We start from the raw sequence: 23957 nt of genomic DNA, 5'->3' as shown, positions 1-23957 counted from the left end.
TGTCCATCATGTATTGATGTTGCTTCATCTGCTCAGGCGTCATCTGGGAGGGGTTCTACCCCGTTAGCACGGACACTTTCAAGTAAGCTCACACCGAGCTGAAGGAGTGTTCATGAAGCGCAAGAAATACAGTCCCGAGTTCAAGCGGGAAGCCATCGAGCTAGTTCGTCGTTCAGGGGCCAGCTGCCGACAGGTGGCCCTAGAGATTGGTGTGGCTCCCAACCTGCTCACCCGCTGGGTTCGGGAGGCGCAACCAGGCACTGAGAAAGTCTTCCCTGGAACGGGAAGTCCGCGGGATGAGGAGCTTGCCCGTCTCAAGCGCGAGTTGGCCCGAGTAACCAAGGAACGTGATTTTTTAAGAGACGCGGCAGCGTACTTTGCCAAGGAGTCATCGAGCGGTACACGGTGATCCAGCGCTGCCGCAACGAGTACCCGGTACGATTGATGTGCCGTTGCCTGAAGGTTTCTGCCAGCGGCTATTACGCCTGGCAGGATCGTGAACCAAGTGCGCGAGCTCAGGAGAATGCGCGCTTGGTGAAGCGCATTCGGGAGATTCACGAGGACAGCCGGGGCGTGATTGGAGCGCCACGAATGCACGAGGATTTGCTCGACGAGGGCGAAGTCGTCAGCCTGAACCGAGTTGCTCGCCTGATGGCGGCTGAGCGAATTCAAGGCTGGCCACGCCGGAAACGACGTGGCTTCGGAAGAGCCGTCAGTGGCCGCCCAGCAGGCGTGAAAAACCTCCTGGAGCGCGATTTCACTGCACAGGAACCGGAGCGCAAGTGGGTCACGGACATCACGGAAATAGCCACACTGGAAGGCAAACTCTTCCTGTGCGTAGTGCTCGACCTGTACAGCAAGCTGGTGATCGGTTGGTCGATGCATCACCGCCAGGATCGGCAAATGGTGATCCGAGCAGTGGAGATGGCAATCTGGCAGCGCCAGGGTGACTGGTCAGTGATCCTGCATTCGGATCGCGGCAGCCAATTCACCAGTGCTGACTACCAGCGCTTTCTGAATCGCAACACGCTGGTTTGCAGCATGAGTGCCGTCGGGCATTGCGGCGACAACGCTGCCTGTGAAGGCTTCTTCGGTCAGCTCAAACGGGAGCGGGTTGCCCATCAGTCGTATCGAACTCGCGATGAAGCACGAGCAGATCTATTCGATTACATCGAGCGGTTTCACAACCCGAGAATGCGTCGTAGAGTCGCCAGGCAAGATCTGAAGTTTTCAGCCCTTTTCAAACCGTCCGTGGAAATGGGGTAGAACCCGAGTAGTGGCTGCCCATTTGGCCCCAACCCATCATGTGACCATTCCCCATCATGTGACCGCCCATCATGCCGCCCCCGCAGCACCCCATCATTCCTTCACCCCACATTCCATTCATCATCTGCATTCCTTGCTGCATCATGGCCTGGTGCTGTTGCATCAGTTTCTGGCGCTGCGCCGGATCGGTCGTCTTCTGGATTAGGCTCATCTGCTCCTGCATGTTCTTCAGGTTTTCCTGCGCCTTCGCCATCTCCTGGTCAAATTGCTCGATGCTCATCGGCTGCTGAGTCGGCTTGGCGGCGTTAGCGTCCTGCTGCGCAAAAGCTAGGACGGGGAAAAGCACAGCCGCCAAAGCGAGGGCGGCGAGTTTGGATGCTTTCATAATTCAGATCCTTGCAGGGGATGGTAGGCAGGGAGTGGATTGCCACTGTCCAATATAGGCCTCGAATATGGGCATAACCTGACGTTGGTCAAAGGTTGACCCTGTACCCGCTACAGGGTGTATTAAGGCGGTTTACTGAGTGGACGGTGAACAGGATGAGTGGCGACAAAGCTTGTGGTTGTACGCACGGCGTTGCACCGCTGAATGAGGTGGCCACCCCAACTAAAGGGAGCGCCTGGGTCAGCGAATTTTCAGTGTCCAAGATGGACTGTCCCTCTGAAGAGCGGATGATTCGCTTGGCTTTGGAGGGGCGGGAAGGTATCGAGTCGTTATCCTTCGATCTTGGTCAACGGCGCGTTCACGTCTATCACACGGGGAAGATAGATCTGCACGCTAGCAAGCTCGATTCCTTGGGCCTTGGCTCGACCCTGATAGGTACGCGGGCTTGTGCACCAGGCGAGATCGCGCAGAGAGGGCAGGCTGACGCCCAGGAGGCCCTAGGTGAGTCCAGGGTGCTTAAAGCCTTGTTGGGAATCAATGCTCTTATGTTTGTAGCCGAGCTGATTCTCGGGGTTATTGCTGAGTCCACAGGGCTGATCGCGGATTCGCTGGATATGTTCGCCGATGCCGCTGTTTATGGCCTTGCCCTCTATGCTGTTGGACGGAGCAAGGGGCTACAGCTTAAGGCCGCGCATCTGTCGGGTTTTCTACAAATAGCGCTCGCGTTGGGCGTTTTACTGGAAGTTGTTCGCAGATTTATTTTTGGAAGCGAACCCGAGTCATTGCTGATGATGGGGGTTGGCATGGTTGCCCTTGTGGCCAATGTTGGCTGTCTGCTATTGATAGCAAAACACCGAGATGGTGGCGCTCACATGCGAGCAAGCTGGATTTTCTCAGCAAACGATGTGTTGGCCAACCTAGGGGTTATTGTTGCTGGCCTACTGGTGATGCTTACAGATTCGCCTTATCCCGACCTTGTGATTGGTTTTGCTGTCGGCCTACTTGTCCTCAACGGCGGGCGGCGAATTCTTGCCATGAAGGCTTGATGACCATGCTCAAACCTCCGCCGATTAAGCAATGTGGAGGTATGGCAGGGAGGAAATCAGCCTAAAAGGACGTGTTCACGTGCCTGCCGACCCGGAATGCTAGCGCCTTGGTCGAACTGTTGGTGCACAGCTGGGCCCCCCGGCAAGGTGTGATGCTCCGTTCGCCTACCTAGAGGTACGCGAACGGTAACCCCTTCCTGATTTCTGACTTAGTCGACGGTTGACATCAACCTCCCCCCCCAGGCGCAGGGTGTCAGATCAGACTAGCCCGTCGATGACATGAATTCTGAGAGACCTGCCCCACGCGAACATGCCGCTCGACCGTGAAGGTGCCTGGCATGTAGTCGAGTTTCTCGCTGACATCGGGGAGGTGTATTGGCCGGACGGTTACTAATCTTTAGCTCAGATGCCTTATTGATGCCGTCGTCGACCATCCCCACAGTGCCTCGGTGCTTGATCAGGGTTTCGATCGCGTTGAGTTTTTTCGGGCGGCAGCAAGCTGTCCTGAGCATCGTCGTTGCCGACCTGGTCGGCAATGGCCTCGGCGGTATGCGCGTTGTCAGCCATCAACATCAAGGTCTTCACGCCCAGCTCGTGGAATTCGCTGATGGCGGAAGTTATTGACGACTAGCCAACTTCCGTCGCGTGGGCGGTTCAATTAGCCTCGAGCCAGGAAAAGCTTATGAGCGGCCCATAGAGCGACGAGGGTCAAAACCAGCAGCACGAATGCCTCGCAGGGCGACTCATTAATTGCCCCCAACAAACTTATCTTCGCGAACGTGCCTTCCACAAATAGGCTCCTCGATCAGCGGCCTAAAAAATGATCCTGTCGCCGGCACTTATCTCACGGAGACGACATCTGGCCGACGAAGTGGACGACGGGACCGTCATGACGGGTGCTTCGCTTGAAGCGCTCATTGGTGCCCCGTCAGCGACTCAATGATGCGGCATTGCTCGATCACTCCTCCCTGGCAGCAATCAATCAGTCGTTGCAGTTCTTGCTCCAATCCCAGGAGATCACGTATCCGCAATCTGACCTGGGCCAGTTGCTCCGCGATCTTTGCATCAACCGCCGCGCAGGAATCCTGCCGATGGTCAGAAAAGCTCAATAACTCGCGGACATCGTCAAGGCTAAAACCCAAGGCACGACTGCGCCGGATAAAAACCAGGCGGTCCCGATCTTGCGCCGAGTACTGACGGTAGCCTGACGAACTGCGTTGGACGGCCGGCAACAGACCCATACTCTCGTAATAGCGGATGGTGACAGCCTTGGTAGCTGTCGCCGTGGCCAGTTGACCAACGGTGAATCTGGGCTCGTTCATAGCGCTTGACCTTATAGTTACTATAACCCTCATTCTACGGGCTATGTACCGTAGAGGAGGATTGGTTCATGGACAGCTGCTGCGAAAGCAAGGCCGGGGAACTGGCCCAGCTGCGAGCCCGGCAAAGCCGAGTGCTCTACATCGTCCTGGCCATCAATGCCCTGATGTTCCTGGTGGAGTTCAGCGCCGGCTGGATCGCCGGGTCGACCGCGCTGCTGGGCGATTCGCTGGATATGTTCGGCGATGCCTCGGTGTATGCCCTGACCCTCTTCGTGCTGCACCGCAGTGTTCGGGCTCGGGCCGGCGCGGCGCTGTTCAAAGGCGGCTTCATGTTGCTGTTCGGCCTGGTGGTGATCGCCGACGCCGTGCGCAAGCTGCTGCTGAACGAGGTGCCGGCCGCCGACTGGATGGGCGCCGTGGGCGCGCTTGCCTTGCTCGCCAACGGCGTGTGCTTTGCTTTGCTTTATGCGCACCGCAGCGATGACCTGAACATGCGCTCCACCTGGCTTTGCTCGCGCAACGACCTGCTGGCCAACAGCAGCGTAATCGTCGCCGCGGCCCTAGTTGCACTCACCGGAAGCCTCTGGCCGGATGTGGCGGTCGGCTTGGCCATCGCTACCTTGTTCCTGCACTCCGCCTGGCAGGTCATCACCGAAGCTTGGGCCGAATGGCGGACCGCCTCTACGCCCCCGAACCCCCAACCGGCAGCCACAGCCAGCAGCTGTGGCAGCCAGACGGTGGGACATCCGGATACCTGCTGTTCCCCCAAATCCACGGTGGTCGTAGTTGAGCCCTGCTGCGCCCCGAAACCGTCCAACCCTGCCGGCGGCTGCTGCGGCCCGAAAGAGCCGCACTGAGTAGTGCCATCATTCAAGAAGGAGAAAGTTGATGCTGCTGTTCCGATATCTCTGCATAGCGCTGCTGCTCGCCGCGTCGACCGACGCAATGGCCGGTTTGGAGGCCAAGGATGCCCGGCTGCGCCTGTTGCCCGGCAACCTGCCGGCCGCCGGTTACTTCAGCCTGACCAACACCGGAACCGAATCCGTTGTGCTGACCGGTGCACAGAGTCCCACTTATGCTGAGGTGATGATGCACCGCAGCGCTATTGAGAACGGAACCGCCAGCATGCAGCACATCGAGAAGGTAGAAGTGGCCCCTGGCGCGACAGTGAATTTCGCATCAGGCGGCTACCACCTGATGCTGATGCAACGCCGGCAACCGGTGGCACTGGGCGATAAGGTAGAAGTCACCTTGCAGTTTGCTGACGGCCAGAGCTTGCCCGTCACCTTCACAGCAGTTTCGCCGTCCGCGCAATGATATTGGGCCAAGACAATCCCTCAATCCCCTAGCCAATTCCTGGAGATCCGCCCCATGAGTCGACGTTTTGTTCGCCTCGACATCATCATTTTCGCCTTCGTAGCAATTGCGGCGGCGGTACTCTTCTACGACCGCCAGATTTCGCAGGAAGAACAGGCTTCCGTTGTCGCCGCCGTGTCCTCAGCATCAGCCACTGAAGACCCCGCCACGCTGGTACGTTTCCATTCACCGACCTTCGGTCCCTCCAATGCGCCCGTGACCATCGTCGAATTCTTCGACCCATCCTGCGAGGCTTGTCGGGCGTTCTATCCGCTCGTGAAGCAGATCCTCGACGAGAACCCCAATGACGTCCGCCTGGTCATGCGTTACGTGCTGTTCCACAAGGGCTCCGAAGAAGTTGCACGAATGCTGGAGGCCTCTCGCAAACAGAATCTATTCCCACAAGTGCTGGAAGCAGTGCTGGCCGCACAACCGGAGTGGCACGATGACCCGAAAGTGTTGAAAGCCTGGGACGCCGCCGCGAGGGCTGGATTAGACGTGGAGAAAGCTCGCACTGAGATGGGTTCTTCGGCCATCGATGCGGTCTTGAAGCGCGACATGGAAGATGCCAAGAAGATTGGTATCCGTGGCACTCCAACCTTCTACGTCAACACCCAACCGCTGGTTGAGCTCGGTCCCGAACCGCTTCGCAACCTAGTGCTGTCAGAAATCAAACAAGCAAGGAACTGACACCATGAACTGGCTGGAGCATCGTGTACCACCTCCTCTAGTCGCAGCGGCATTTGGGGGGGTGATGTGGTTGCTTTCGCTATGGGTACCCAACGACGAGGTGGCCGCCGGTTGGCGCATCATTGCCTCGACTCTTGTGCTTCTAGCGGCGGCGGCGGTCTGCCTGGCCGGCGTACTGTCCTTCCGCCTCGCCAATACCACCGTCAACCCGCTGAAGCCGGAGACGGCTTCCTCTTTGGTCAGTTCAGGCGTTTACCGCTATACGCGGAACCCGATGTATCTGGGATTCGCCGTAGCCTTGGTAGCCTGGTCGATCTACCTCGGGTCACTCGTGGCGCTGCTGGGGGTGCTCGGCTTCGTGCTCTACATGAACCGCTTTCAGATCATTCCTGAAGAGCATGCGCTGGCAAGCCTGTTCAGAGAGGAGTTCGCCGCCTATCGAAGGCGTGTCCGCAGATGGTTGTGAAGTACACGTGGCTAGTCGGTTGTGGTCTACGGCCAGCCTAGCTGTCCTCACCAGAGCGAGAACGATGCTCTGCTGAAAAAATTCATCGGCCCAGAAAACAGGACGCATCCCGCTTCCACTGAGCTTCGGTTCTTGGCAGCGCCTAGCCGATCCTGCCTAAAACCGGAAACACCTCCAACAACCACCAGGCGAATCGGGTCAGTTGGCCGGTCACCATGGCCAAGCCCATGAGGATAAGGACGATACCAGCACCGACGTGGATGCCCCGACTCCAGCGGCGAAAACGCTTCATCCCCGCCAGAAAATGATTGGTAAACAGCGCCGTCAGCAGAAATGGCAGACCCAAGCCAAACGAGTAGATCGACAGCAGAGTCACACCGTTAGCACCAGTGGTGCCTGTGGATGCACTCAACGTGAGGATGCTGCCCAGAATCGGACCTATGCAGGGCGTCCAACCGAAAGCAAAGGCAATGCCCAGCACGTAGGCGGCAAGCGGGCCGCCAGACGTTTTTAACTGGTGGACGAAACGCACATCCATGTTGAGCCAACGCGGGTTGATCAGTCCTGTCATGAAAAGCCCGAAGACAATCACGATCAGTCCGCCAATCAGGTTGGTCTCCTGCCTATAGGCGATCAGGAGCTGACTAATGGCCGTTGCACCGGCGCCGAGGGCAATGAAAACCGTGGAAAAGCCCAGCACGAAGCTAAGACTCATACCAATAACAGCGAGACGCTCCCGGTTATCCTTCCGTACCTCCAGTTCGTCCATTGAGCGTCCGGCCATGAAGGACATGTAGCCTGGGACAAGAGGTAAGACGCAAGGCGACAGGAACGAGATCATCCCCGCCACAAAAGCACTCAAGACCCCGATATCGCTCAGGTTCATGGTTACCTCTTGGTTGAGCTGATGACCTCTCGAAGGTAAGCCTCGACCTCCGGAGCGTCCCATTGCGCAGCTCCCAATTTACGGCCGACTTCTCTCCCCTGGCGGTCCAGCAACAGCGTTACCGGTAAGCCAAAGGCACCGAGCGTCTGTATCGCGTCCATCTTCTCATCAACAAAAATGTCGAGGCCTCGTACAGCTATCTCGCGATAGAAGTCGCGTACAGCATCAACGCCCTCCTGATCGATGGAGAGCGCAACGACCTGGAAATCCTCTCCACCGAGCCGGCTCTGCAGCCGGTCAAGGGTGGGCATCTCCTCGCGGCACGGCACGCACCATGTCGCCCAGACATTCAACAGAACCACCTTGCCATGGAAGTCGGCGAGGGTACGGGTTCTACCTTCACCGTCTACAAATTTAACCTGTTCTAGGGGCCTAGGTTCTGGCCACAGCGTCAAGCCGCCTGGCCCAAGAGGATCAGCGCCCCAGGCCGCTTCGACGCGTAACACGATCAACGTCAGCAACGGTAGCCAAAAAAACCAACGCGTTAAGGAAGGCAGGCGAAACGTTTCGGATCGAACCTGGAGGTCAATCGCATCAGACTGCACAGTACACCTCTGCATCAGGTCGTCCATGCTGATGACTATAGCCATCGCAGGCCTAACACCGGCGTACGCCAGCGTTATTCAGTTGTCCGGCTTCCACTCATCCACTCCTGGTGCCAGTCAGCAGGCGCGCGCTACCCGACAGAATGACGGCAACTATAAAAAGGGGAACAAATGGCGGAGAAATCACATGCAAGCTGAATCTATCTTGGCCTACGGGATGATGGGTGAAGCACGGGAGATCGCCCCCACACGGCCCTTCAATCTTCTGCGCTGGTTCTCACTGGTCAGCCTAGTCATCATCGCCGCGGTCGCCATAGGCATTGGCTCCATCTCCACGCATTTCCTGGTCAGTGAGAGCCTGGAGCGAGACGCAATGCTCTCGGCCCAGTTCATTCAAACGCTGGCCAAGGGAGAAACGCGCCATCACGGGCTAGAAGGCATGCAGATGGGGAACGTGCTGCTTCCGGACGAGTATTGGATATTCACTCAGGAAGCGCGGCGAAATCGCGAACGTGCACGGTCGGAATTCCTTGATCACCTGTCCCACCTGCCGGATTCGCTGCTGGCCACCATTTACTCGCCGGACCGAACAGTCGCGTGGTCGACCAACTCTGCCTTGATTGGAAAGCAAGTCGCCTATGACGAAGCACTGGAAGAGGCCTTTGAGTCTGGCGGACGCGTATCGGCCAGGTACAACGAGGTAGAGGAAGGCAAAGTCGAGCAGAAGTTTCTCCGTGATCCCAGGATGTTCTTCATCGAAAACTACATCCCGCTGCTTGATGACAATGGCAAGGTCTTGGCCATCGTCGAGATCTACAAGGAGCCGATAGACCTGATCGAACGCGTCAAACGCGGCAATGGAATGATCTGGGCAGCAACGGCGCTTGGTGGGCTGTTGCTTTACCTCGGCTTGTACTGGATTGTGAAGCGGGCATCTAACTTGTTGGCTTTGCAGCAGAATCAGCTGGTCGCCAACAAGACCTATGTGGGGCTGGGCGAGATGTCGAGCGCGGTCGCCCATAGCCTGCGAAATCCTCTGGCTTCGATCCGTTCCAGCGCAGAATTAGCCCAAGAAATGGACGGCCCCCAGTTACAGAAATGCATTTCCGACATCATCAGCCAAGTGGACCGATTGTCGAGTTGGGTCCGTGATCTGCTGCTCTGCCTGCGACCGCTCCACGGAGACTCACAGCAGATCGAACCCATAGAGGTGGTACGGGGAACCTTGAATAACTTTGAGCAACAGCTTGCAAAGTCAAAAATTCAAGTTTCCTTGGTGGATAAGCCTGGCCCGCTGGTAACCAGCCATAGGTTGCTACTCTCGCAGGTCCTTAACAGCGTCATCGCTAATGCCATCGAGGCGATGCCGGGCGGCGGCCAGCTTTCGATTCAAGCCTTTCCAGACCTGAACGGACAGTGGTTGGACCTGATCATTAGTGACTCAGGCAAAGGCATGTCCAGACAACAGGAAATGATGGCCTTCAAATCGTTCTACACCACCAAACAAGGTGGGCTGGGTATTGGTCTGATCATGGTCAAGCAGATCATGGAGCGATTCGGTGGGAAGGTCAGCTTAACCAGCCGGGAGAATGAGGGCACCAGTATTCGTTTGAGCTTCAGGGTCGCCGAATCAGCACAGAAGGCAGCAGAGACTGAAACAGAAATACAACACACCGGTGAGCATGCCGGATAAGAACTGATAAATCCATTAATATTAAACTTTCTTATCTGGTGGTCACGTCAAGAACTACCTGCGTTACTTCAATAAAAAAGCGCCCATCGGGCGCTTTTTATTGGCAAGCTTTTGATCAGTCGTCCTTGCGGAGATTCTCAGCTGTAGCTGGTGAGGACTCTTTTTTCTTCAGTTCTGCTTTATCTACCTGCTTTGCACCATCATCACGTTGGCCGTGGATTCTTTTCTGATCTTCACGGAATTTCTTGTTAAATTCATAGGACTTGTCGTAGCCATCCCCCTTGGCGAAGGCGGAAACCGAGCCCATAGCAAGCAGCGCAATCAGAAGGTATTTAATTTGCTTCATATAGCCAACCTCGTAAGTATCGCATTTGCAATGCGGAAGAAGATGTTTCGATACTACGAGGCCGAAGCTAACGAGAGCATGAAAAGAGAATTACAATACTGAAATTTATCGCACTAAACAGTTTTCATCGCAGCCAGCATTTGCCAACAGCCTTTGATCAAAATCCAGACCTGTTAGGGCTTATACCCATAAGCATCTTTCAATCGACACACTGCGACGTACTGGCATCTGGCTGGCAAAAAGCATCTATCCCAGGATGCTAATTCAATTCCTACGCTCCAGCCTCCCTCAGATCATGAGGAAGTTCGATCCTTTGCCGTGGGGCAGGACCATAGCTTGCTAAGCGTGGTCAATCGGCTCTGACGATGTCGCAATAAGGAAAGGAACTTGCTGAATTGCGAACATTACAGAATTGTAATCTTCCAATCATCTTCAAGTTATCTTCGACTTGCAAGGATAGACCCTGGTCGCCAGGAGGCCCTTGTCGTCTCCTTTTTGGCGTCGAACTCAACAAGAACAACACGTGGCGATAAAAAAACCAAAAACTGCCGACCATAAGGAGCAATCAATGCGATATAGAACGAAACTCTCACTCGCCGTCATGACCGCGATCATGGGCGCCGTGCCGATGGCTTCGGCGGCTGAAGAGCAGGCGGAAGGTTTCATCGAAGGCAGCAGCCTCACACTCCTCAATCGCAATTTCTATATGAACCGGGACTTCCGTCACGGCCAATCGAGCAATACCGGCAACGGGTACTCCGAAGCATGGGCCCACGGCATCATCGGCAAATTCGAATCGGGATTCACGCAGGGCACGGTAGGCTTCGGTGTCGACGCCTTCGCTATGCTCGGTCTCAAGCTGGATACTGGCGACGGTCGCTACGGTCCAGGCGGCAGCATCAACCTGCTGCCGGTGAACAGTGAAGGCGAGGCCGAGGACGAGTACTCCAAGCTCGGTGGCGCAGTGAAGGCGCGCCTCTTCGACACCGTGATCAAGGCCGGCGACGTTTTCCCCACCACTCCTGTGGTGCATTACGGCGACTCGCGCTTGCTGCCGGAGTCCTTCCGAGGCGTGACCTTGGAAAACGCCAGCATCGAAGGCCTGAAACTGCAGGGCGGTCGTCTGCACGCCATGAGTCAGCCGCAGGAAAGTGGCATGCGTGGTGACTTCGCCACCTTCTACGCGGGTGTCGTCGACTCCCCCTGGGTCGCCTACGGTGGTGGTGATTACCGCGTTACCGACCATGTCGCCATTAGCCTTTACACGAGCCGTTTGGAGGATGCTTGGAACCAGCACTATGCTGGTATCTACTTCGAATCCCCGCTGAACGACACTGTCAGCATCTTCGGGGGAGCCAACTACTACAAGGCCGTAGACCAAGGTCAGAAACTGCTGGGTGAGTTCGACAACGATATCTATAGCGGAAAGATCGGTGTCAAAGTCGGCGGCCACAGCATTGCCCTGTCGCACCAGCGTAACGATGGCGACAACGACTTCGATTACCTGCGCCAGTCCGACTCCATTTTCCTCGACAACTCTATCCAGTACAGCGACTTCAACTCGCCGAAAGAGCGCTCCTGGATGGTTCGCTACGACCTCGATATGTCTGCGTACGGCGTTCCCGGTCTGTCCTTCATGACCCGTTATGCCCGTGGTACGGATGCGGATTACTCCGATGCGAACGAGGTGTACATGCGTCGTGACGAGAATGGTGATCCGCTCACCAACCAAAAACGCTGGGAACGCAACATCGAAGCTAAATACGTTGTTCAGGCCGGTTCGCTGAAGGACATGTCTTTCCGCGTTCGCCAGATGAACACTCGCGCAACTGATTTCGAGTCGGACCTTGATGAGGTTCGCCTGATCGTTGAGTACCCGCTGAGCGTTCTCTAAAGCAATCGGACCGGGCGAGAGAGCATCAGCTCTCCGTCCGGTTTTTTATGGCCGTTATAAAGCGGCCTCAACCTCGCACTCCAGATGGCAATAATTTCAATATTGTAATCTTCCGCTCACCCTGCTGTTAGGTTCACGCCCATACAATCACCTCAGTCTTGAGTATCGCGACTCGGACTTAATCTCGAGGATGGTTATATGAAGATGGCTTGCATTGTTGCCCTATCTGCCGTCGTGCTCGGATCAAGCTACTCGTTTGCTGAAGATGGCTATGGCCGCTCTCTCGAAATGAACAGAGAATTTCGAGAAAACCAGGCAAAAATTCACGGGGAAAACCGCACTGAAAGTGCAGCGGATAAAGCTGAAGAAAAATCTGAAGAAAATAAGCTGAATTCCGCTCACGAGCAGGATGTCTCTCAACAAGACTGAATGCAGGTTGGCTTTCCACCAAAGTGTTCACCTCTAGAAGCTCCCGAGCTCCTTTGGAAAGAGGTGTACCCTAGGCGCCCGAGTGGCGCCTTTTTTATTGCCAAAGGCATCTCCAGCTATAAGCTGTGACAAGCATCCGACTAGTTTTCCTCTAAGAGCAACTCCAAGTCTGCAGCAATCGCGTCTGTTGGATCGCTATCGCGAAACAACGTGCGTATCTCCCCAGAACGGTTGAAAGCATACACCGCAGTGGAATGCGAAACGTTATAATCTCCCGCTTCGTCTTTCTTGCCATACTCGTAGATGCTGAAAAAACGACGCGTCAATGCGTCCAACGCTGTCTTGTCGCCTGTAAGTCCGATAAATTGCGGACCAAAAGCGTCTGTATAGTTTCGGAGCAACTGCGGATCGTCTCGAGCTGGATCAACTGAGACAAACAAGACATTCAAGTCATTTTGAAGGCTTTCATCCAATTGCCGGGAAGCAATGGCTATTTTGGCAAGAGTGGTGGGACAGACATCAGGGCAACGCGTGAAACCGAAAAACAGGAGAGCCGGCTTTCCTCTGTAGTTTTTTTCGCTGACGGCCTCTCCATTTTCATCGGTGAGACTGAACTCTAGGTTGGGCATCTTCCCTGTCACATCCTGGGTTCTCCAGTCCCGATCTCCGCAACCGGCAACCAATAGCGTGGCAACGAGGGTCAAGTGCCATCTGCACATACATCACCTGCTAGCGGACGATTCCCGCGATGACCTGAAGCTGAGCATAGCGGTTCAAGTGCTTGGGAAAATGACTGGGAGCTGCAGTATCGACAAGGGGTAGCGATTCAGCGATGCATCGCCTGCTCGATGAGATGGACGCTGAATCACGTTGCTAGAAACGGCCCCGCATCCGCTCAGCGGATGCGGGGACACGGTCATTCGCTTTGCGGAAGCCCGTCTGGAGCGGTAGTCGGAGATTCTTCCTCTTCCAGGTCGCGACGATAAGCCCAGTGATACAGCGCTGGGAGAACCAGCAGCGTCAATGCAGTTGACGACAAGATGCCCCCGATCACCACGGTGGCCAGCGGCCGCTGAACCTCGGCCCCGGTTCCAGTGGCGAGCGCCATGGGCACAAAGCCGAGAGAAGCTACCAAGGCAGTCATCAGTACCGGACGCAAACGGGTGAGTGCTCCCTCAGTGATAGCCCTGTCCAGCGATAGTCCTTCTTCCCGCAGATTGCGGATGAAGGAAATCATCACCAAACCATTGAGCACGGCAACCCCCGACAAGGCGATGAAGCCAACTCCAGCCGAGATCGACAAGGGGATATCCCGCAGCCAGAGGGCCAACACACCCCCCGTCAGTGCAAAGGGAATTCCAGTGAAGACCAGCAGACCATCCTTGATGTTGTTGAACATCATGAATAGCAGTGCAAACACCAGTAGTAGGGCGACCGGTACCACGATCTGCAGCCGCTTGGCAGCGGATTGGAGTTGCTCGAACTGCCCGCCCCAGGTGGTCCAATAGCCCGCCGGGATTTTTACATCCTGGGCAATACGATCTCCTGCTTCTTGAACGAAGGAACCGATATCCCGTCCTCGGACGTTGGCACTCACGACAATTAGGCGCTTACCATTCTCCCGGCTGATTTGATTGGGGCCTAGCACGAGATCCAGGCTCGCCACCTCCGAGAGAGAAATAAAAGCGATCTGATTGGTAGTGCTGTTCGCCGGTGCAGGCACTGGAATCAGTAGCCTCGACAAGCCATCGATATCGGTCCGCAGTTGGTCAGAAAGGCGGACCACCATCTCAAATCGCCGGTCTCCTTCGAACAGCGTGCCGGCCTGGCGCCCGCCTACAGCAACGGAAATGGTGTCCTGAACATCACCGACGTTGAGACCATAGCGCGCGGCTTTTTCCCGATCGATGTTAATGGTCAACACCGGCAGGCCAGTTGTCTGCTCCACCTTCACTTCCGATGCGCCGTCAATCTTACCGAGGGCGGCGGCGATCTCAGCTGCAGACTTGTTCAGCACCTCCATGTCATCCCCGAATATCTTCACTGCCACGTCGCTTCGGACGCCGGAGATCAATTCGTTGAAGCGTAACTGGATTGGCTGGGAGAGTTCGTAGTTGCTGCCTGGCACCGCAGCACTGGCCTTCTGAATATCCTCAATTAGCTGTTCGCGGGACTTACCTGGATCAGGCCATTGATCCTTGGGTTTGAGCATAACGTAGCTATCGGAAATATTCGGTGGCATCGGGTCCGAGGCGATTTCGGCGGTACCGGTGCGGGCGAAGATTCTTTCTACTTCAGGGACCTGCGCTATTACGGACTCCTCCAGACGTTGCTGCATCTCCACCGATTGAGAAAGGCTGGTCCCAGGTACCCGTAATGCCTGCAATGCAAAGTCACCTTCACTTAGGCTCGGTACGAACTCGCTCCCCATACGGCTTGCCATCACACCGGAGAGCACCACTGCTGCAACGGCCAGCGCGAATGCAATCGGCCGATGCGCCATGACCCACTGGAGAATCGGCGCATAACCTTGGCGAGCGGTGCGCATCACAACGTTCTCCTCCTCCTTGACCTTGCCCGTGATGAACAGCGCAATGGCCGCTGGAACGAAGGTAATGGAGAGGATCATTGCGCCTAGAAGCGCGATCACCACGGTGAAGGCCATGGGATGGAACATTTTGCCCTCGACGCCGGTGAGGGCGAAGATCGGCAGATAGACGACCATGATGATCAATTGGCCGAAAATGAGCGGTCGCCGAGCCTCTCTGGAAGCAGCGAACACTTCATGCATGCGCTCGGAGCGGGTCAGCATACGGCCATGATGTTGCTGGGCATGAGCCAGCCGGCGAATGGCGTTCTCCACAATCACCACCGCTCCATCGACAATGATGCCGAAGTCCAGCGCCCCCAGGCTCATGAGGTTGGCGCTGACCTTGTTGGAGAACATACCGGTGAAGGTGAACAGCATCGACAACGGAATCACCATTGCGGTGATGATCGCTGCGCGAATGTTGCCGAGGAACAGGAAGAGGATCGCAATTACAAGAATCGCTCCCTCGATCAGGTTCTTCCTCACTGTGGTGATGGCTTTGTCCACCAGGTTGGTCCGGTCATAGACAGTTACCGCCTTCACGCCTTCGGGCAGGGTACGATTTATGTCCTCCAGCCTCCTGGCGACGGCCTGTGACACGCTTCGGCTGTTCTCGCCGATCAGCATGAAGACGGTACCAAGAACTACTTCGCGGCCATTCTCCGTTGCCGCACCCGTGCGAAGTTCTCGTCCGATGGAGACATCCGCGATGTTCCGCACACGAATCGGTGTGCCGTCGACATTGGCGATAACGATGTTGGCGATGTCTTCAGTCGTGCCTACCTGGCCAGGAGCACGGATGAGTAGTTGCTCGCCGCCTCGCTCGATGTACCCGGCTCCCACGTTGGCGTTGTTGCGCTCGAGTGCAGTGACCAAATCCGTGAGCGTGAGCTTGTAGGCGGCTAACCGTTTGGGGTCCGGGGCGATCTGAAACTCTTTCGCGAAGCCGCCGATGGTATTGATTTCGGCAACACCGGGGACATTGCGCAACTGAGGTTTGATGATCCAATCCTGGATAACCCTGAGATCAGTGGGGGTGTAGTGGGTCCCATCCTCCTTCAGTGCACCCTCTTCGGCTTCTACAGTCCATAGGAAGATCTCGCCGAGGCCGGTGGAGATGGGGCCCATAACTGTCTCGGTACCCACGGGCAGTTGCTCGCGGGCAACCTGCAGACGCTCGTTGACCAGTTGGCGAGCAAAAAAGAGGTCGGTACCGTCTTCGAAAATGACCGTGACTTGGGACAGCCCTGAGCGAGAGAGGGAGCGGGTCTGCTTAAGAGCGGGCAACCCCGCCATCGCGGTTTCGATGGGGAAAGTAATGCGCTGCTCGGTTTCCAACGGGGAAAAACCTGCAGCAGCGGTATTGATCTGAACTTGGACGTTGGTGATATCGGGTACTGCGTCAATCGGCAGCTTCTGATAGCTGGCGATCCCCAACCCGGCCATTCCAAGGACCGCGAGAAGCACGATCATGCGCTGCTCAATGGCGAATTGAATAATGCGTTCAAACATGGTCGGTTACTCGGCAGAGTGAGGATCAGTGGGAGTGTTCGGCAGAGCCTTTGCCCAGTTCCGACTTCAGGATGAAGCTTCCCGTAGAGGCGATCTCAATTCCGCTCTTCAAGCCCTGTTTGATTTCCACATGGCCGCTGTCGCGCGTGCCCAGTACCACCGGCTGAGCGACGAAGCCACCATCGACGCGAATGAACACGGCAGGCTTGTCCTCAATGGTCTGAATTGCTTCCTCGGGCACAGTAACCGGGGCCGCATGGGATTCGGTGGCTAGCAACACTGAGACGAACAGTCCGGGACGCCACGAGCCTTGAGGATTCTCGAGTGTCGCGCGAGCCGTGGCGGTGCGGGTCTGCTCCCCCAGAAGATTGCCAACGTAGGACACGGAGCCGGTGACTTCGGCGTTGAGCTCGGGAGCGCTAATCTTCACTGGACGGCCAACCTGTACCCGACTCAGGTCCTTGGGTGACACATTGAAAGTGGCCCAGACCCTGGAAAGGTCCGACAGGGTGAAGGCATTGCTGGATTCGTTGACCACTTCGCCTGATACCAGGTGCTTCTCCACCACCACACCATCGAATGGTGCGCGAAGCTCGTAACGATTCCCGCCCGCCAACGTGATTCCACCGCTAAGGGCACTCATCTTCTGTCGGGCATTATTGAGAGCGATCTCTGCTTCCTGAAGCCCTTGGCGCGCCTGCAGGTAGTCCTGTTCGGCTGAGATCTTGTCTTTCCAGAGCTGACGCTCTCGTTCGAAGGTGGTCCGAGCAAGTTCTACCCGGCGTTGGCTGGCCGCCAACTCGCTGCGCTGATCGGAAATCTGCTGACTGGCAATGACGGCCAGCAGGTCTCCCTTCTTAACAGCTTGCCCCAAGTTGACCGCAACAGACTCCACAACACCTGCCACGCGAGGTACCACATGAGCGGTTCGGTCCTCATCGAAACGGATCTCGCCCGGTAACGAGAGCGAAGTACTCATCGCCCTCGGCTGAGCCGTTGCCACGCCAATTCGGGCTGCCTTGATCTGCTCAGGGGAGAGCTCCAACTTGCCCTCTTCCTTGCTGTAGCCAAACGTGAACGTTTTGCCGTTCAGCACGAGCAGAATCTCGGCATCAAATACATGCGGTTCAGCAATTCCTGCCTGGCTGAAATATCCATTGGCCTTGGGTTCGAAAACGACCGTACTGGTTTCCCCTGTCGGTCGGCGAATGGTCATCTCAACGGTAGTGGCACGGTCCGCTTTGACGGGATTGTTATCCTTGAAGAGGAAGACCGACATCGGCGTCTGTCCTTCTGCGTCCTCAGGGGCTACCAACTCAAGCCCGATGTCATCGTGGCTAAAGAGAATCCCCCCGTTTGGACCCTTGGCTTCGGATTCTGCATGATGTTCGGAGTCGGCATGATCATCCGCATCAGAATGGGTCTTCTCCTGTTCTCCATCGTGATGTTCGCGCTCGCGATGAGCATCTGGCTCTTCGTGGCCGTGCTCCTCGGTAGAGGCTTCTTTCTCCCCTTCGTACATTACGAGCGCACTAGCACCCAGCCCGACTGCCAGAGCTACAGCAATCGCAATTTTTTTTCTCTTACCCATGAAGACTCCTGAATCAATTTGGCTCAGCGATAGCGAAGAAAAACCAGCTAACTCCGCACCGTCTTGGAGAAAAAGGAACTCAGAGCCTGATGTAGATCGTGGATGCACCAATGCTCAGGAATCGCCATGTCATGTTCGACTTGACGTTTGAAAGCAATGAGCAGTGAAGCGATGCAGATCAGACCAATCAGAAACTTCTTGCGGCCCACCTTTTGAACCCGCCTCGAATAGAGTTAGAACTCCGAAGAGAGCTTCGAAACGTCACCAAAAATGCGCTCAATCCGTACCCAGGCATCCGTCGCCTCCGCAATTGATTGGATGTATTGAGTACGGGCAGCAATCAATGCACGCTGGGCATCAAGCACGTCGAGGAAACTGAACTTGCCCATTTCAAACCCGCGTGTGGCGCTGTCGACTGCAGACTGGGCTGCCGGCAGGATGCTTCCCTCGAAGGATTCAACCTCCTTTGCGGCAGTGGACCATTGCTCCAAGGCTTGTTGCGTCTCCGTGCGAAGACGAAGCTCCGTTGCATTTCGCAGATCCCGCGCCTGATCCGCTCTTCGCGCTGCAGCCAGAACATTGCCCTGGTTCCGATTGAAGAGCGGAATGGGCATCGAGAAACCGACGACGTTCACCCGCTCCCGATCTTCCTCGCTGTACTGACTGCCAATACTGATGTTCAGATCGGGAATGCGTTGCGCCTTCTCCAAGCCCAAAGAGGCTTCCTGCTGGGTTATTTGAATGGCGGTTAGCCGCATTTCGGCTGTTTCGGGAAGAAGTCGTTGTAACGCCGAAGCGGTCGGGATCCGTGGCAGGTGGGCCGCATCCCCCTGGATCTTGGCTTCAGAAGAGCTAGAGGAGCCGATGATCGCGTCTAGTTGCTGATAGGCGTTCGAAAGCGCCATATTTGCGCGGTTCACCTCTAAGCGCACTTCAGAAAGTTGTACCTGAGCCCGAGTACCCTCCACAGGAGAGGACTTCCCCGCCCGAATACGACCATCGACCGCAGCCTTTCCTCGTTCAGCGACGGACAAGGATTCTTCGGCAAGGTCCAGTCGCGCTTGCGCGCGAAGAGCTCCATAGAAAGCTTGGATTACACCTGCCCGCAGGGCATTTCGTTTACGTTGCAGGTCTACCGCCACGACATCCTGCCCGCGCTCGGCGAGTTGAATCCGAGCCCCGCGCTTGCCACCCAGCTCGATTGGTTGGGTGATTTGAACGGTAGTTGTTCTGGTGTCGCTTCGAGTGTCTTCTGCCTCCCAGGAAATCTCCGGGTTAGGAATCAGCCCAGCTTGTTGTCTTTCTCCCTGTGCGATAGATGCATCCCATTCAGCTGCAGCCATATCAGGGTTGTTGGCAAGAGCAGACTCTATTGCGGACCCGATTGACATACCCCGAACGTCTGTTGGAAGACTGCCTTGCTCACCGGCCCAAGATATAGCGGCCGTAGTGGCAGCAAGTAGTGCAATTATCCCCTTCAGTGATACTGCAAGAGTTTTCTGAAGTTTGTTTTCCTGCAATTTTAATATCCTCTCTGGCCACACAGGTAGGTGGCGGACAGCACTTCCAAAAAATCTTGGCATGGTCCCCTCGTGCGAGGCCGGGTCGAGTTGACAAGGTCTCGCCATCTTCCGAGCAGAGTAAATTCATGAACTTATCAGCAAGGTGACTGGAAAATTACAATTATGTAATCAAGGGTCCATCTTATTTCGGCTTGTATTAGTATGGTTCTCGGCAATGCAGCAATACCTAGAAACAAAGCAATAAGCTCTAAGGTGCTTTAGCGCCTTGCATGCTGGCGAAGCTTATGGGCTCGCCAAAATATAGGTGCGACGAAGTGTCGCGATGTACATGGACTAATACCGTTTGGCTCCTCAGGGCTTGACCCTGAAGCCACTACAGGCTTTAGCGTCGACAGTCTCTCGTGCTGCCGCATCCACATAATTGGCCAGTTTAGATACGTATCGCTCTGGCGGTTGGCTATAGGATGCAAATGGCAAGGACCAAATAATATTCCGGTGAGCTTTAAATGCGAATTCTTGTTGTAGAAGATGAACCGAAAACTGCCGAGTACCTGCATCAAGGGCTTAGTGAAAATGGCTATGTCGTTGATGTCGCAAACAATGGGGTGGACGGAATTCATCTGGTTAGACAGCATGCATACGACTTAGTAATACTTGATGTAAACATGCCTGAAATTGATGGCTGGGGCGTACTCGAGCACATTCGCAAAGACGGCAGCACCAGAATAATGATGCTAACAGCGCGAGGTCGACTTTCAGACAAGATCAAGGGTTTTGATTTGGGGGCGGACGACTATTTAGTAAAGCCCTTTGAGTTTCCTGAGCTTTTAGCCCGAGTGCGTACCTTGTTGCGCAGAAGCGATAAGGTTCCCGTTGTCGATGCGCTGCGAGTGGCAGATCTTGAGTTATATCCCGCGAGACATAGGGCTTTTCGAGGCGAGCAGCGAATTGACCTAACCACCAAGGAGTTTGCGCTATTACACCTGCTAATGAGGCGATCTGGTGAAGTTCTATCTCGCTCGCAGATCATTTCCTTGGTCTGGGACATGAACTTCGACTGCGATACAAATGTCGTTGAAGTATCCATTAGAAGGTTGCGCGCCAAGATTGACGACCCATTCAAGAAGAAGCTAATACATACATTGAGAGGGGTTGGGTACGTCCTCGAGGATCGAGGATGAGGTTGCGTAGTTTATCGATGCGACTTGGACTTTCGGTAAGCATGATGGGAGCGGCGCTAGTGGTTCTACTCGCCGCGCTTGCTTATTTTGCCTTGACTCGCGAACTCGACAATCTGGCGGAAGAAAGTCTTGAGGACAAGCTCAAGCAAATTCAACACACATTGTCTGCGGATATGGATTCTTTTGAAATATCTGGCCGCCCACACGCTCTTCTGGATACTGTCGTTGGTCATGATAATTTACATCTCACCATCTTGGATGAAGACGCAGATTCGCAAGTATTGTTCAGCGTCGGGAAGAACTCACTTGATCCAGCACTCAAAAATTTATTGAAAGGTGCTGAGACAAAGTTATTCAGATGGTCTAATTCAGAAGGTCACAATATCTTGACGGCCTCGCGACTGATGAGCCTACAAGACGGAGATCAAGTTCGGATCGTGCTATCAATCGATCGTATGGATGACGAGGTGCTTCTAAGTGCCTACTTACGATCTACTTTAGCTACTGTCCCCTTTCTCCTAGCCTTGATCGGAATAGGAGCTTGGTGGATCGTGAGGCGGGGGCTTTCCCCCCTGCGGCACATCCGGCACGTCGCTTCTCTGGTGTCTACTCAAGACCTGTCCCCTCGGATATCAGTCGACAAGCTTCCGGAAGAGCTCAGCGAGCTGGCTCATGGAATAAATTTCATGCTGCATCGACTGGATAGTGGAGTTCAGCAATTATCGCAATTCTCAGACGATCTAGCGCACGAACTGCGCTCGCCAATTACCAACCTCATGGGTAAGGCACAGGTTACCCTTTCGCGAGATCGCCCACCGGAAGAATACAAAGCAGTTCTGGAGTCCTGTACAGAAGAGCTTGAACGTGTAACCCGCATCGTTTCTGACATGTTGTTCTTAGCCCAAGTCAGCCATCCAACATCTCTCATAACATTCGAAAAAATATCTCTAGGCGATGAAGCTATACGAGTTGCCGATCTCTTTGCGCTCACCGCGGAAGAAAAAAAGATTGAGCTTAAAGTGTCTGGCAATGGGGGAACATATGGTGATCGGCTAATGATACAGCGTGCTATTTCCAATCTACTTTCAAATGCCATCAGGCACAGCCCCATCGGGGCAATTATTTCCATTCAGATACAGAAGAGCGCTGAAACTATTTCGATTTCCGTAGAAAATCCCGGAATTGGAATTCCATCCCAGCACCTTCCTTACTTGTTTGAACGCTTCTACCGTGTAGATAAAAGCCGGTCTCGAGCTGAAGGTGGTACAGGGCTTGGTTTGGCAATCGTCCGATCAATCATGAGTCTGCACCAAGGTACCGTGGAGGTCAGCAGCACACCGGGCGGACCGACAACCTTTCGTTTGAATTTCCCGAAAGTAGATAGCCCGCTGTAAGCCTAAGGTTCGCATCCATGCTTATGTTTGGCGATCTGACGTCTTTTCCCCTTTTTAGGGCAACGAGCCTTTGGATTCTGCAACCACTCTATAGATGGGACAACGCGAGTAAGAGATCGAAGTTTCCAAGCTTTGCGTGGCTTCCGTTCTTCTCGATCAGCTAGGCTTGCAATCAAAGAACAGGGGAGAGAGCGATGCGACATCCCGAAAGCGACCACCACCATGAGCATGAAGCGCACGATCATGGCGATGAGGGGCATAGCCACGCCCCCACCGTGAGCGAAGGAAATGTCCGTCGTATTCGCTTTGTGTTTGTTTTAACTGCCGGCTATGCCCTGATACAGGCAATTGGCGGATGGTTATCTGGCTCTCTCGCGCTGATTGCCGACGCTGGTCATATGGTGTCGGATGCGGCAGCGTTGCTGTTAGCTCTGATTGCGTACCGTGTGGCCATGCGAGCAGCAGACTCAACGCGCACCTACGGATTTCATCGAGTACGTGTGCTCGCGGCGCTCGCAAATGGTGCGGCCCTTCTAGTCTTGGTTTCCTGGATCGTATGGGAAGCCATAGAACGCTTTCGCGAGCCGACAGAAGTGCTTGCTGGCCCCATGCTCATCGTCGCGGTGATAGGTCTGGTGATAAATATCGCTGGATTCTTGATCCTGCGCATGGGCAGCCAGAACGACAGCAACCTGCGGGGAGCCTTTCTCCATGTGCTTGGCGACTTATTGGGGTCGGTGGGAGCAATTGCCGCAGCAATTGGCATCATGATTACTGGCTGGACCGTTCTCGACCCAATTCTCTCCGTCTTGGTGGCCCTGCTGGTAGTACGTTCAGCCTGGAACCTGGTAAACGAGTCAATTCAAGTACTCCTACAGGCCACTCCTCGCGGCCTAGATTCCGCAAAAGTAGTAGAAGATCTCCGACGCCTGCCGGGGATAGCAGAGGTTGGCCATTTCCATGCATGGACACTTACGGACGAAACTCGTGTAGCCACGGTTCATGTCGTTCCCACGCTGGGTACCGATCCCTTGTCTCTGCCGCCGCTGGTCGCTGAGCGGCTAAAGGAAAACCATTCGATCGTGCATGCCACGGTGCAGGTGGATGCACCGGGAAACCTCGATCGATGTACCTGAAGGTTCGTCTGGCAAAGGCACCGGCTCTGGCGATGAATAATCAAGCACTTGCTCGAAAGACTGAAGATTAGTGTTACGAATGCCCTGAGTGCTGAAAACGCCCTTCAATTACCGTCATGAGAGAAGGGCGCTAGTGCAATGTCTTACACATAGGTGGATAATGGTCACCACAATCCACCAGCCGATTTAATAGGTCATCCCCGTATGTCGAAGATTGCGGAATTTAAAGCTCTTGAAGCCCAGCTTGCTGAACAGCTGAAGCAATTGGATGCAATGAAGAACGATGAAGGACTGAAGCGCGAAATAGAGTTCGAAAGTAAACTACGTTCGCTAATGGCCGAATATGGTATGAGTCTGCGTGGAATCATCGCACTGATTGACCCGCAACCGGTTTCCAAAACTGAGCAGAAGACGACCAGCAATCGCCGCAAGCGCCAAGTGAAAACCTTTAAGAACCCGCACACCGGGGAAATTGTTCAGGCTAAAGGCGGCAACCACAAAGTACTCAAAGCATGGAAAGCGGAGTTCAGTGCGGAAGTAGTGGACGGCTGGCTCCAATAACCGCTAGCGCTCCTTTCGGCGGGCTTTGCGCCGTTTTTTGGCTTCGGGTGGGCTTCGCAGCAATCTGTGGACGGAAGCTGGGATT

Annotated in this window: 22 protein-coding genes and 1 pseudogene; 13 read left to right on the top strand and 10 right to left on the bottom strand. The window is 55.0% G+C overall.

Translation table 11 applies throughout. The features are described 5' to 3' along the window. Positions 1–112 precede the first annotated feature (112 nt). A protein-coding gene (locus tag KF707C_RS27805; RefSeq protein WP_085986651.1) for an IS3 family transposase occupies positions 113–1266 on the top strand; the annotation gives its coding sequence in 2 pieces (ribosomal slippage) (positions 113–359 and positions 359–1266; 1155 coding nt in all). On the opposite strand, the pseudogene KF707C_RS27800 reads toward KF707C_RS27805, so the two are convergent. Beyond that, positions 1259–1651 (bottom strand): annotated as a pseudogene (locus tag KF707C_RS27800) (hypothetical protein); the annotation flags it as partial. The gene KF707C_RS27805 and the pseudogene KF707C_RS27800 sit on opposite strands and share 8 nt — an antisense overlap. A 146-nt stretch (positions 1652–1797) precedes the next feature. On the opposite strand from KF707C_RS27800, the gene KF707C_RS27795 reads away from it, so the two are divergent. Next, positions 1798–2697 carry a cation transporter gene (locus KF707C_RS27795; RefSeq protein ID WP_394296143.1) on the top strand — a complete coding sequence of 300 codons (900 nt, stop codon included), beginning with the start codon at positions 1798–1800 and terminating at the stop codon, positions 2695–2697. A gap of 411 nt (positions 2698–3108) precedes the next feature. On the opposite strand, the gene KF707C_RS29260 is transcribed toward KF707C_RS27795, so the two are convergent. Then, positions 3109–3282 (bottom strand): hypothetical protein, encoded by a 174-nt coding sequence (locus KF707C_RS29260; RefSeq protein ID WP_192817708.1) that lies wholly within the window; start codon positions 3280–3282, stop codon positions 3109–3111. Positions 3283–3611: 329 nt separating this feature from the next. After that, the gene (locus tag KF707C_RS27790; RefSeq protein ID WP_036994553.1) at positions 3612–4019 is read right to left on the bottom strand and encodes a MerR family DNA-binding protein; all 408 of its coding nucleotides are present in this window, start codon (positions 4017–4019) and stop codon (positions 3612–3614) included. Between the two features lie 68 nt (positions 4020–4087). Between KF707C_RS27790 and KF707C_RS27785 the strand changes: the two genes are divergently transcribed. From KF707C_RS27785 to KF707C_RS27770, 4 genes are read left to right on the top strand one after another with little or no spacing between them, the layout of a single operon-like run. Beyond that, on the top strand, positions 4088–4876 hold the full coding sequence (locus tag KF707C_RS27785; protein WP_003457623.1) for a cation transporter: 789 nt from the start codon (positions 4088–4090) through the stop codon (positions 4874–4876). Positions 4877–4907: 31 nt separating this feature from the next. Continuing rightward, positions 4908–5336, top strand: a complete 429-nt coding sequence (locus KF707C_RS27780) for a copper chaperone PCu(A)C (protein WP_003457621.1) — start codon at positions 4908–4910, stop codon at positions 5334–5336. 54 nt (positions 5337–5390) lie between these two features. Next, positions 5391–6065 carry a DsbA family protein gene (locus KF707C_RS27775; RefSeq protein WP_003457619.1) on the top strand — a complete coding sequence of 225 codons (675 nt, stop codon included), beginning with the start codon at positions 5391–5393 and terminating at the stop codon, positions 6063–6065. A gap of 4 nt (positions 6066–6069) precedes the next feature. Further along, entirely contained in the window at positions 6070–6531 is a 462-nt protein-coding gene (locus tag KF707C_RS27770) for a methyltransferase family protein (protein WP_036994551.1), read from the top strand. Between the two features lie 142 nt (positions 6532–6673). On the opposite strand, the gene KF707C_RS27765 is transcribed toward KF707C_RS27770, so the two are convergent. Continuing rightward, positions 6674–7417 (bottom strand): cytochrome c biogenesis CcdA family protein, encoded by a 744-nt coding sequence (locus KF707C_RS27765; RefSeq protein ID WP_003457615.1) that lies wholly within the window; start codon positions 7415–7417, stop codon positions 6674–6676. Between the two features lie 2 nt (positions 7418–7419). Then, the gene (locus tag KF707C_RS27760; RefSeq protein WP_231992296.1) at positions 7420–8049 is read right to left on the bottom strand and encodes a TlpA family protein disulfide reductase; all 630 of its coding nucleotides are present in this window, start codon (positions 8047–8049) and stop codon (positions 7420–7422) included. Positions 8050–8209: 160 nt separating this feature from the next. Between KF707C_RS27760 and KF707C_RS27755 the strand changes: the two genes are divergently transcribed. Beyond that, positions 8210–9715 carry a sensor histidine kinase gene (locus tag KF707C_RS27755; RefSeq protein WP_051050808.1) on the top strand — a complete coding sequence of 502 codons (1506 nt, stop codon included), beginning with the start codon at positions 8210–8212 and terminating at the stop codon, positions 9713–9715. 115 nt (positions 9716–9830) lie between these two features. On the opposite strand, the gene KF707C_RS27750 is transcribed toward KF707C_RS27755, so the two are convergent. After that, positions 9831–10061 (bottom strand): hypothetical protein, encoded by a 231-nt coding sequence (locus tag KF707C_RS27750; RefSeq protein WP_036994549.1) that lies wholly within the window; start codon positions 10059–10061, stop codon positions 9831–9833. A gap of 568 nt (positions 10062–10629) precedes the next feature. On the opposite strand from KF707C_RS27750, the gene KF707C_RS27745 reads away from it, so the two are divergent. Continuing rightward, complete coding sequence (locus KF707C_RS27745) at positions 10630–11955, top strand: OprD family porin (RefSeq protein ID WP_003457609.1); 1326 nt, start codon at positions 10630–10632, stop codon at positions 11953–11955. A 198-nt stretch (positions 11956–12153) separates the two neighbouring features. Beyond that, positions 12154–12384 (top strand): hypothetical protein, encoded by a 231-nt coding sequence (locus KF707C_RS29255; protein ID WP_131679708.1) that lies wholly within the window; start codon positions 12154–12156, stop codon positions 12382–12384. Positions 12385–12524: 140 nt separating this feature from the next. Here the strand turns inward: KF707C_RS29255 and KF707C_RS27740 are convergent, their stop codons facing one another. The 4 genes from KF707C_RS27740 to KF707C_RS27725 form a co-directional block, all read right to left on the bottom strand. After that, entirely contained in the window at positions 12525–13088 is a 564-nt protein-coding gene (locus KF707C_RS27740) for an SCO family protein (protein ID WP_197704969.1), read from the bottom strand. 212 nt (positions 13089–13300) lie between these two features. Then, positions 13301–16486: a CusA/CzcA family heavy metal efflux RND transporter gene (locus tag KF707C_RS27735; protein ID WP_003457607.1), complete on the bottom strand. Its 3186-nt coding sequence runs from the start codon at positions 16484–16486 to the stop codon at positions 13301–13303. Between the two features lie 25 nt (positions 16487–16511). Beyond that, a complete protein-coding gene (locus KF707C_RS27730) occupies positions 16512–17765 on the bottom strand; it encodes an efflux RND transporter periplasmic adaptor subunit (protein WP_003457606.1) in 1254 nt (417 codons plus the stop codon). A gap of 545 nt (positions 17766–18310) precedes the next feature. Then, a complete protein-coding gene (locus KF707C_RS27725; protein ID WP_003457605.1) occupies positions 18311–19660 on the bottom strand; it encodes a TolC family protein in 1350 nt (449 codons plus the stop codon). Between the two features lie 446 nt (positions 19661–20106). On the opposite strand from KF707C_RS27725, the gene KF707C_RS27720 reads away from it, so the two are divergent. From KF707C_RS27720 to KF707C_RS27705, 4 genes are all read left to right on the top strand, one after another. Further along, on the top strand, positions 20107–20781 hold the full coding sequence (locus KF707C_RS27720) for a heavy metal response regulator transcription factor (RefSeq protein WP_036994539.1): 675 nt from the start codon (positions 20107–20109) through the stop codon (positions 20779–20781). Then, positions 20778–22175, top strand: coding sequence for a heavy metal sensor histidine kinase (locus KF707C_RS27715; RefSeq protein WP_003457604.1), 1398 nt, complete (start codon positions 20778–20780; stop codon positions 22173–22175). The genes KF707C_RS27720 and KF707C_RS27715 overlap by 4 nt, the downstream gene beginning before the upstream one ends. A 194-nt stretch (positions 22176–22369) precedes the next feature. After that, a complete protein-coding gene (locus KF707C_RS27710; RefSeq protein ID WP_036994538.1) occupies positions 22370–23311 on the top strand; it encodes a cation diffusion facilitator family transporter in 942 nt (313 codons plus the stop codon). 204 nt (positions 23312–23515) lie between these two features. Then, complete coding sequence (locus KF707C_RS27705; RefSeq protein ID WP_036994536.1) at positions 23516–23872, top strand: histone-like nucleoid-structuring protein, MvaT/MvaU family; 357 nt, start codon at positions 23516–23518, stop codon at positions 23870–23872. Positions 23873–23957: the final 85 nt, after the last annotated feature.

Origin of the sequence: Pseudomonas furukawaii, from assembly GCF_002355475.1 — a bacterium.
Taxonomy (GTDB): Bacteria; Pseudomonadota; Gammaproteobacteria; order Pseudomonadales; family Pseudomonadaceae; genus Metapseudomonas; species Metapseudomonas furukawaii.
Note: the sequence above shows the minus strand (reverse complement) of the source record. Positions and strands in the feature narration are given on the sequence as shown.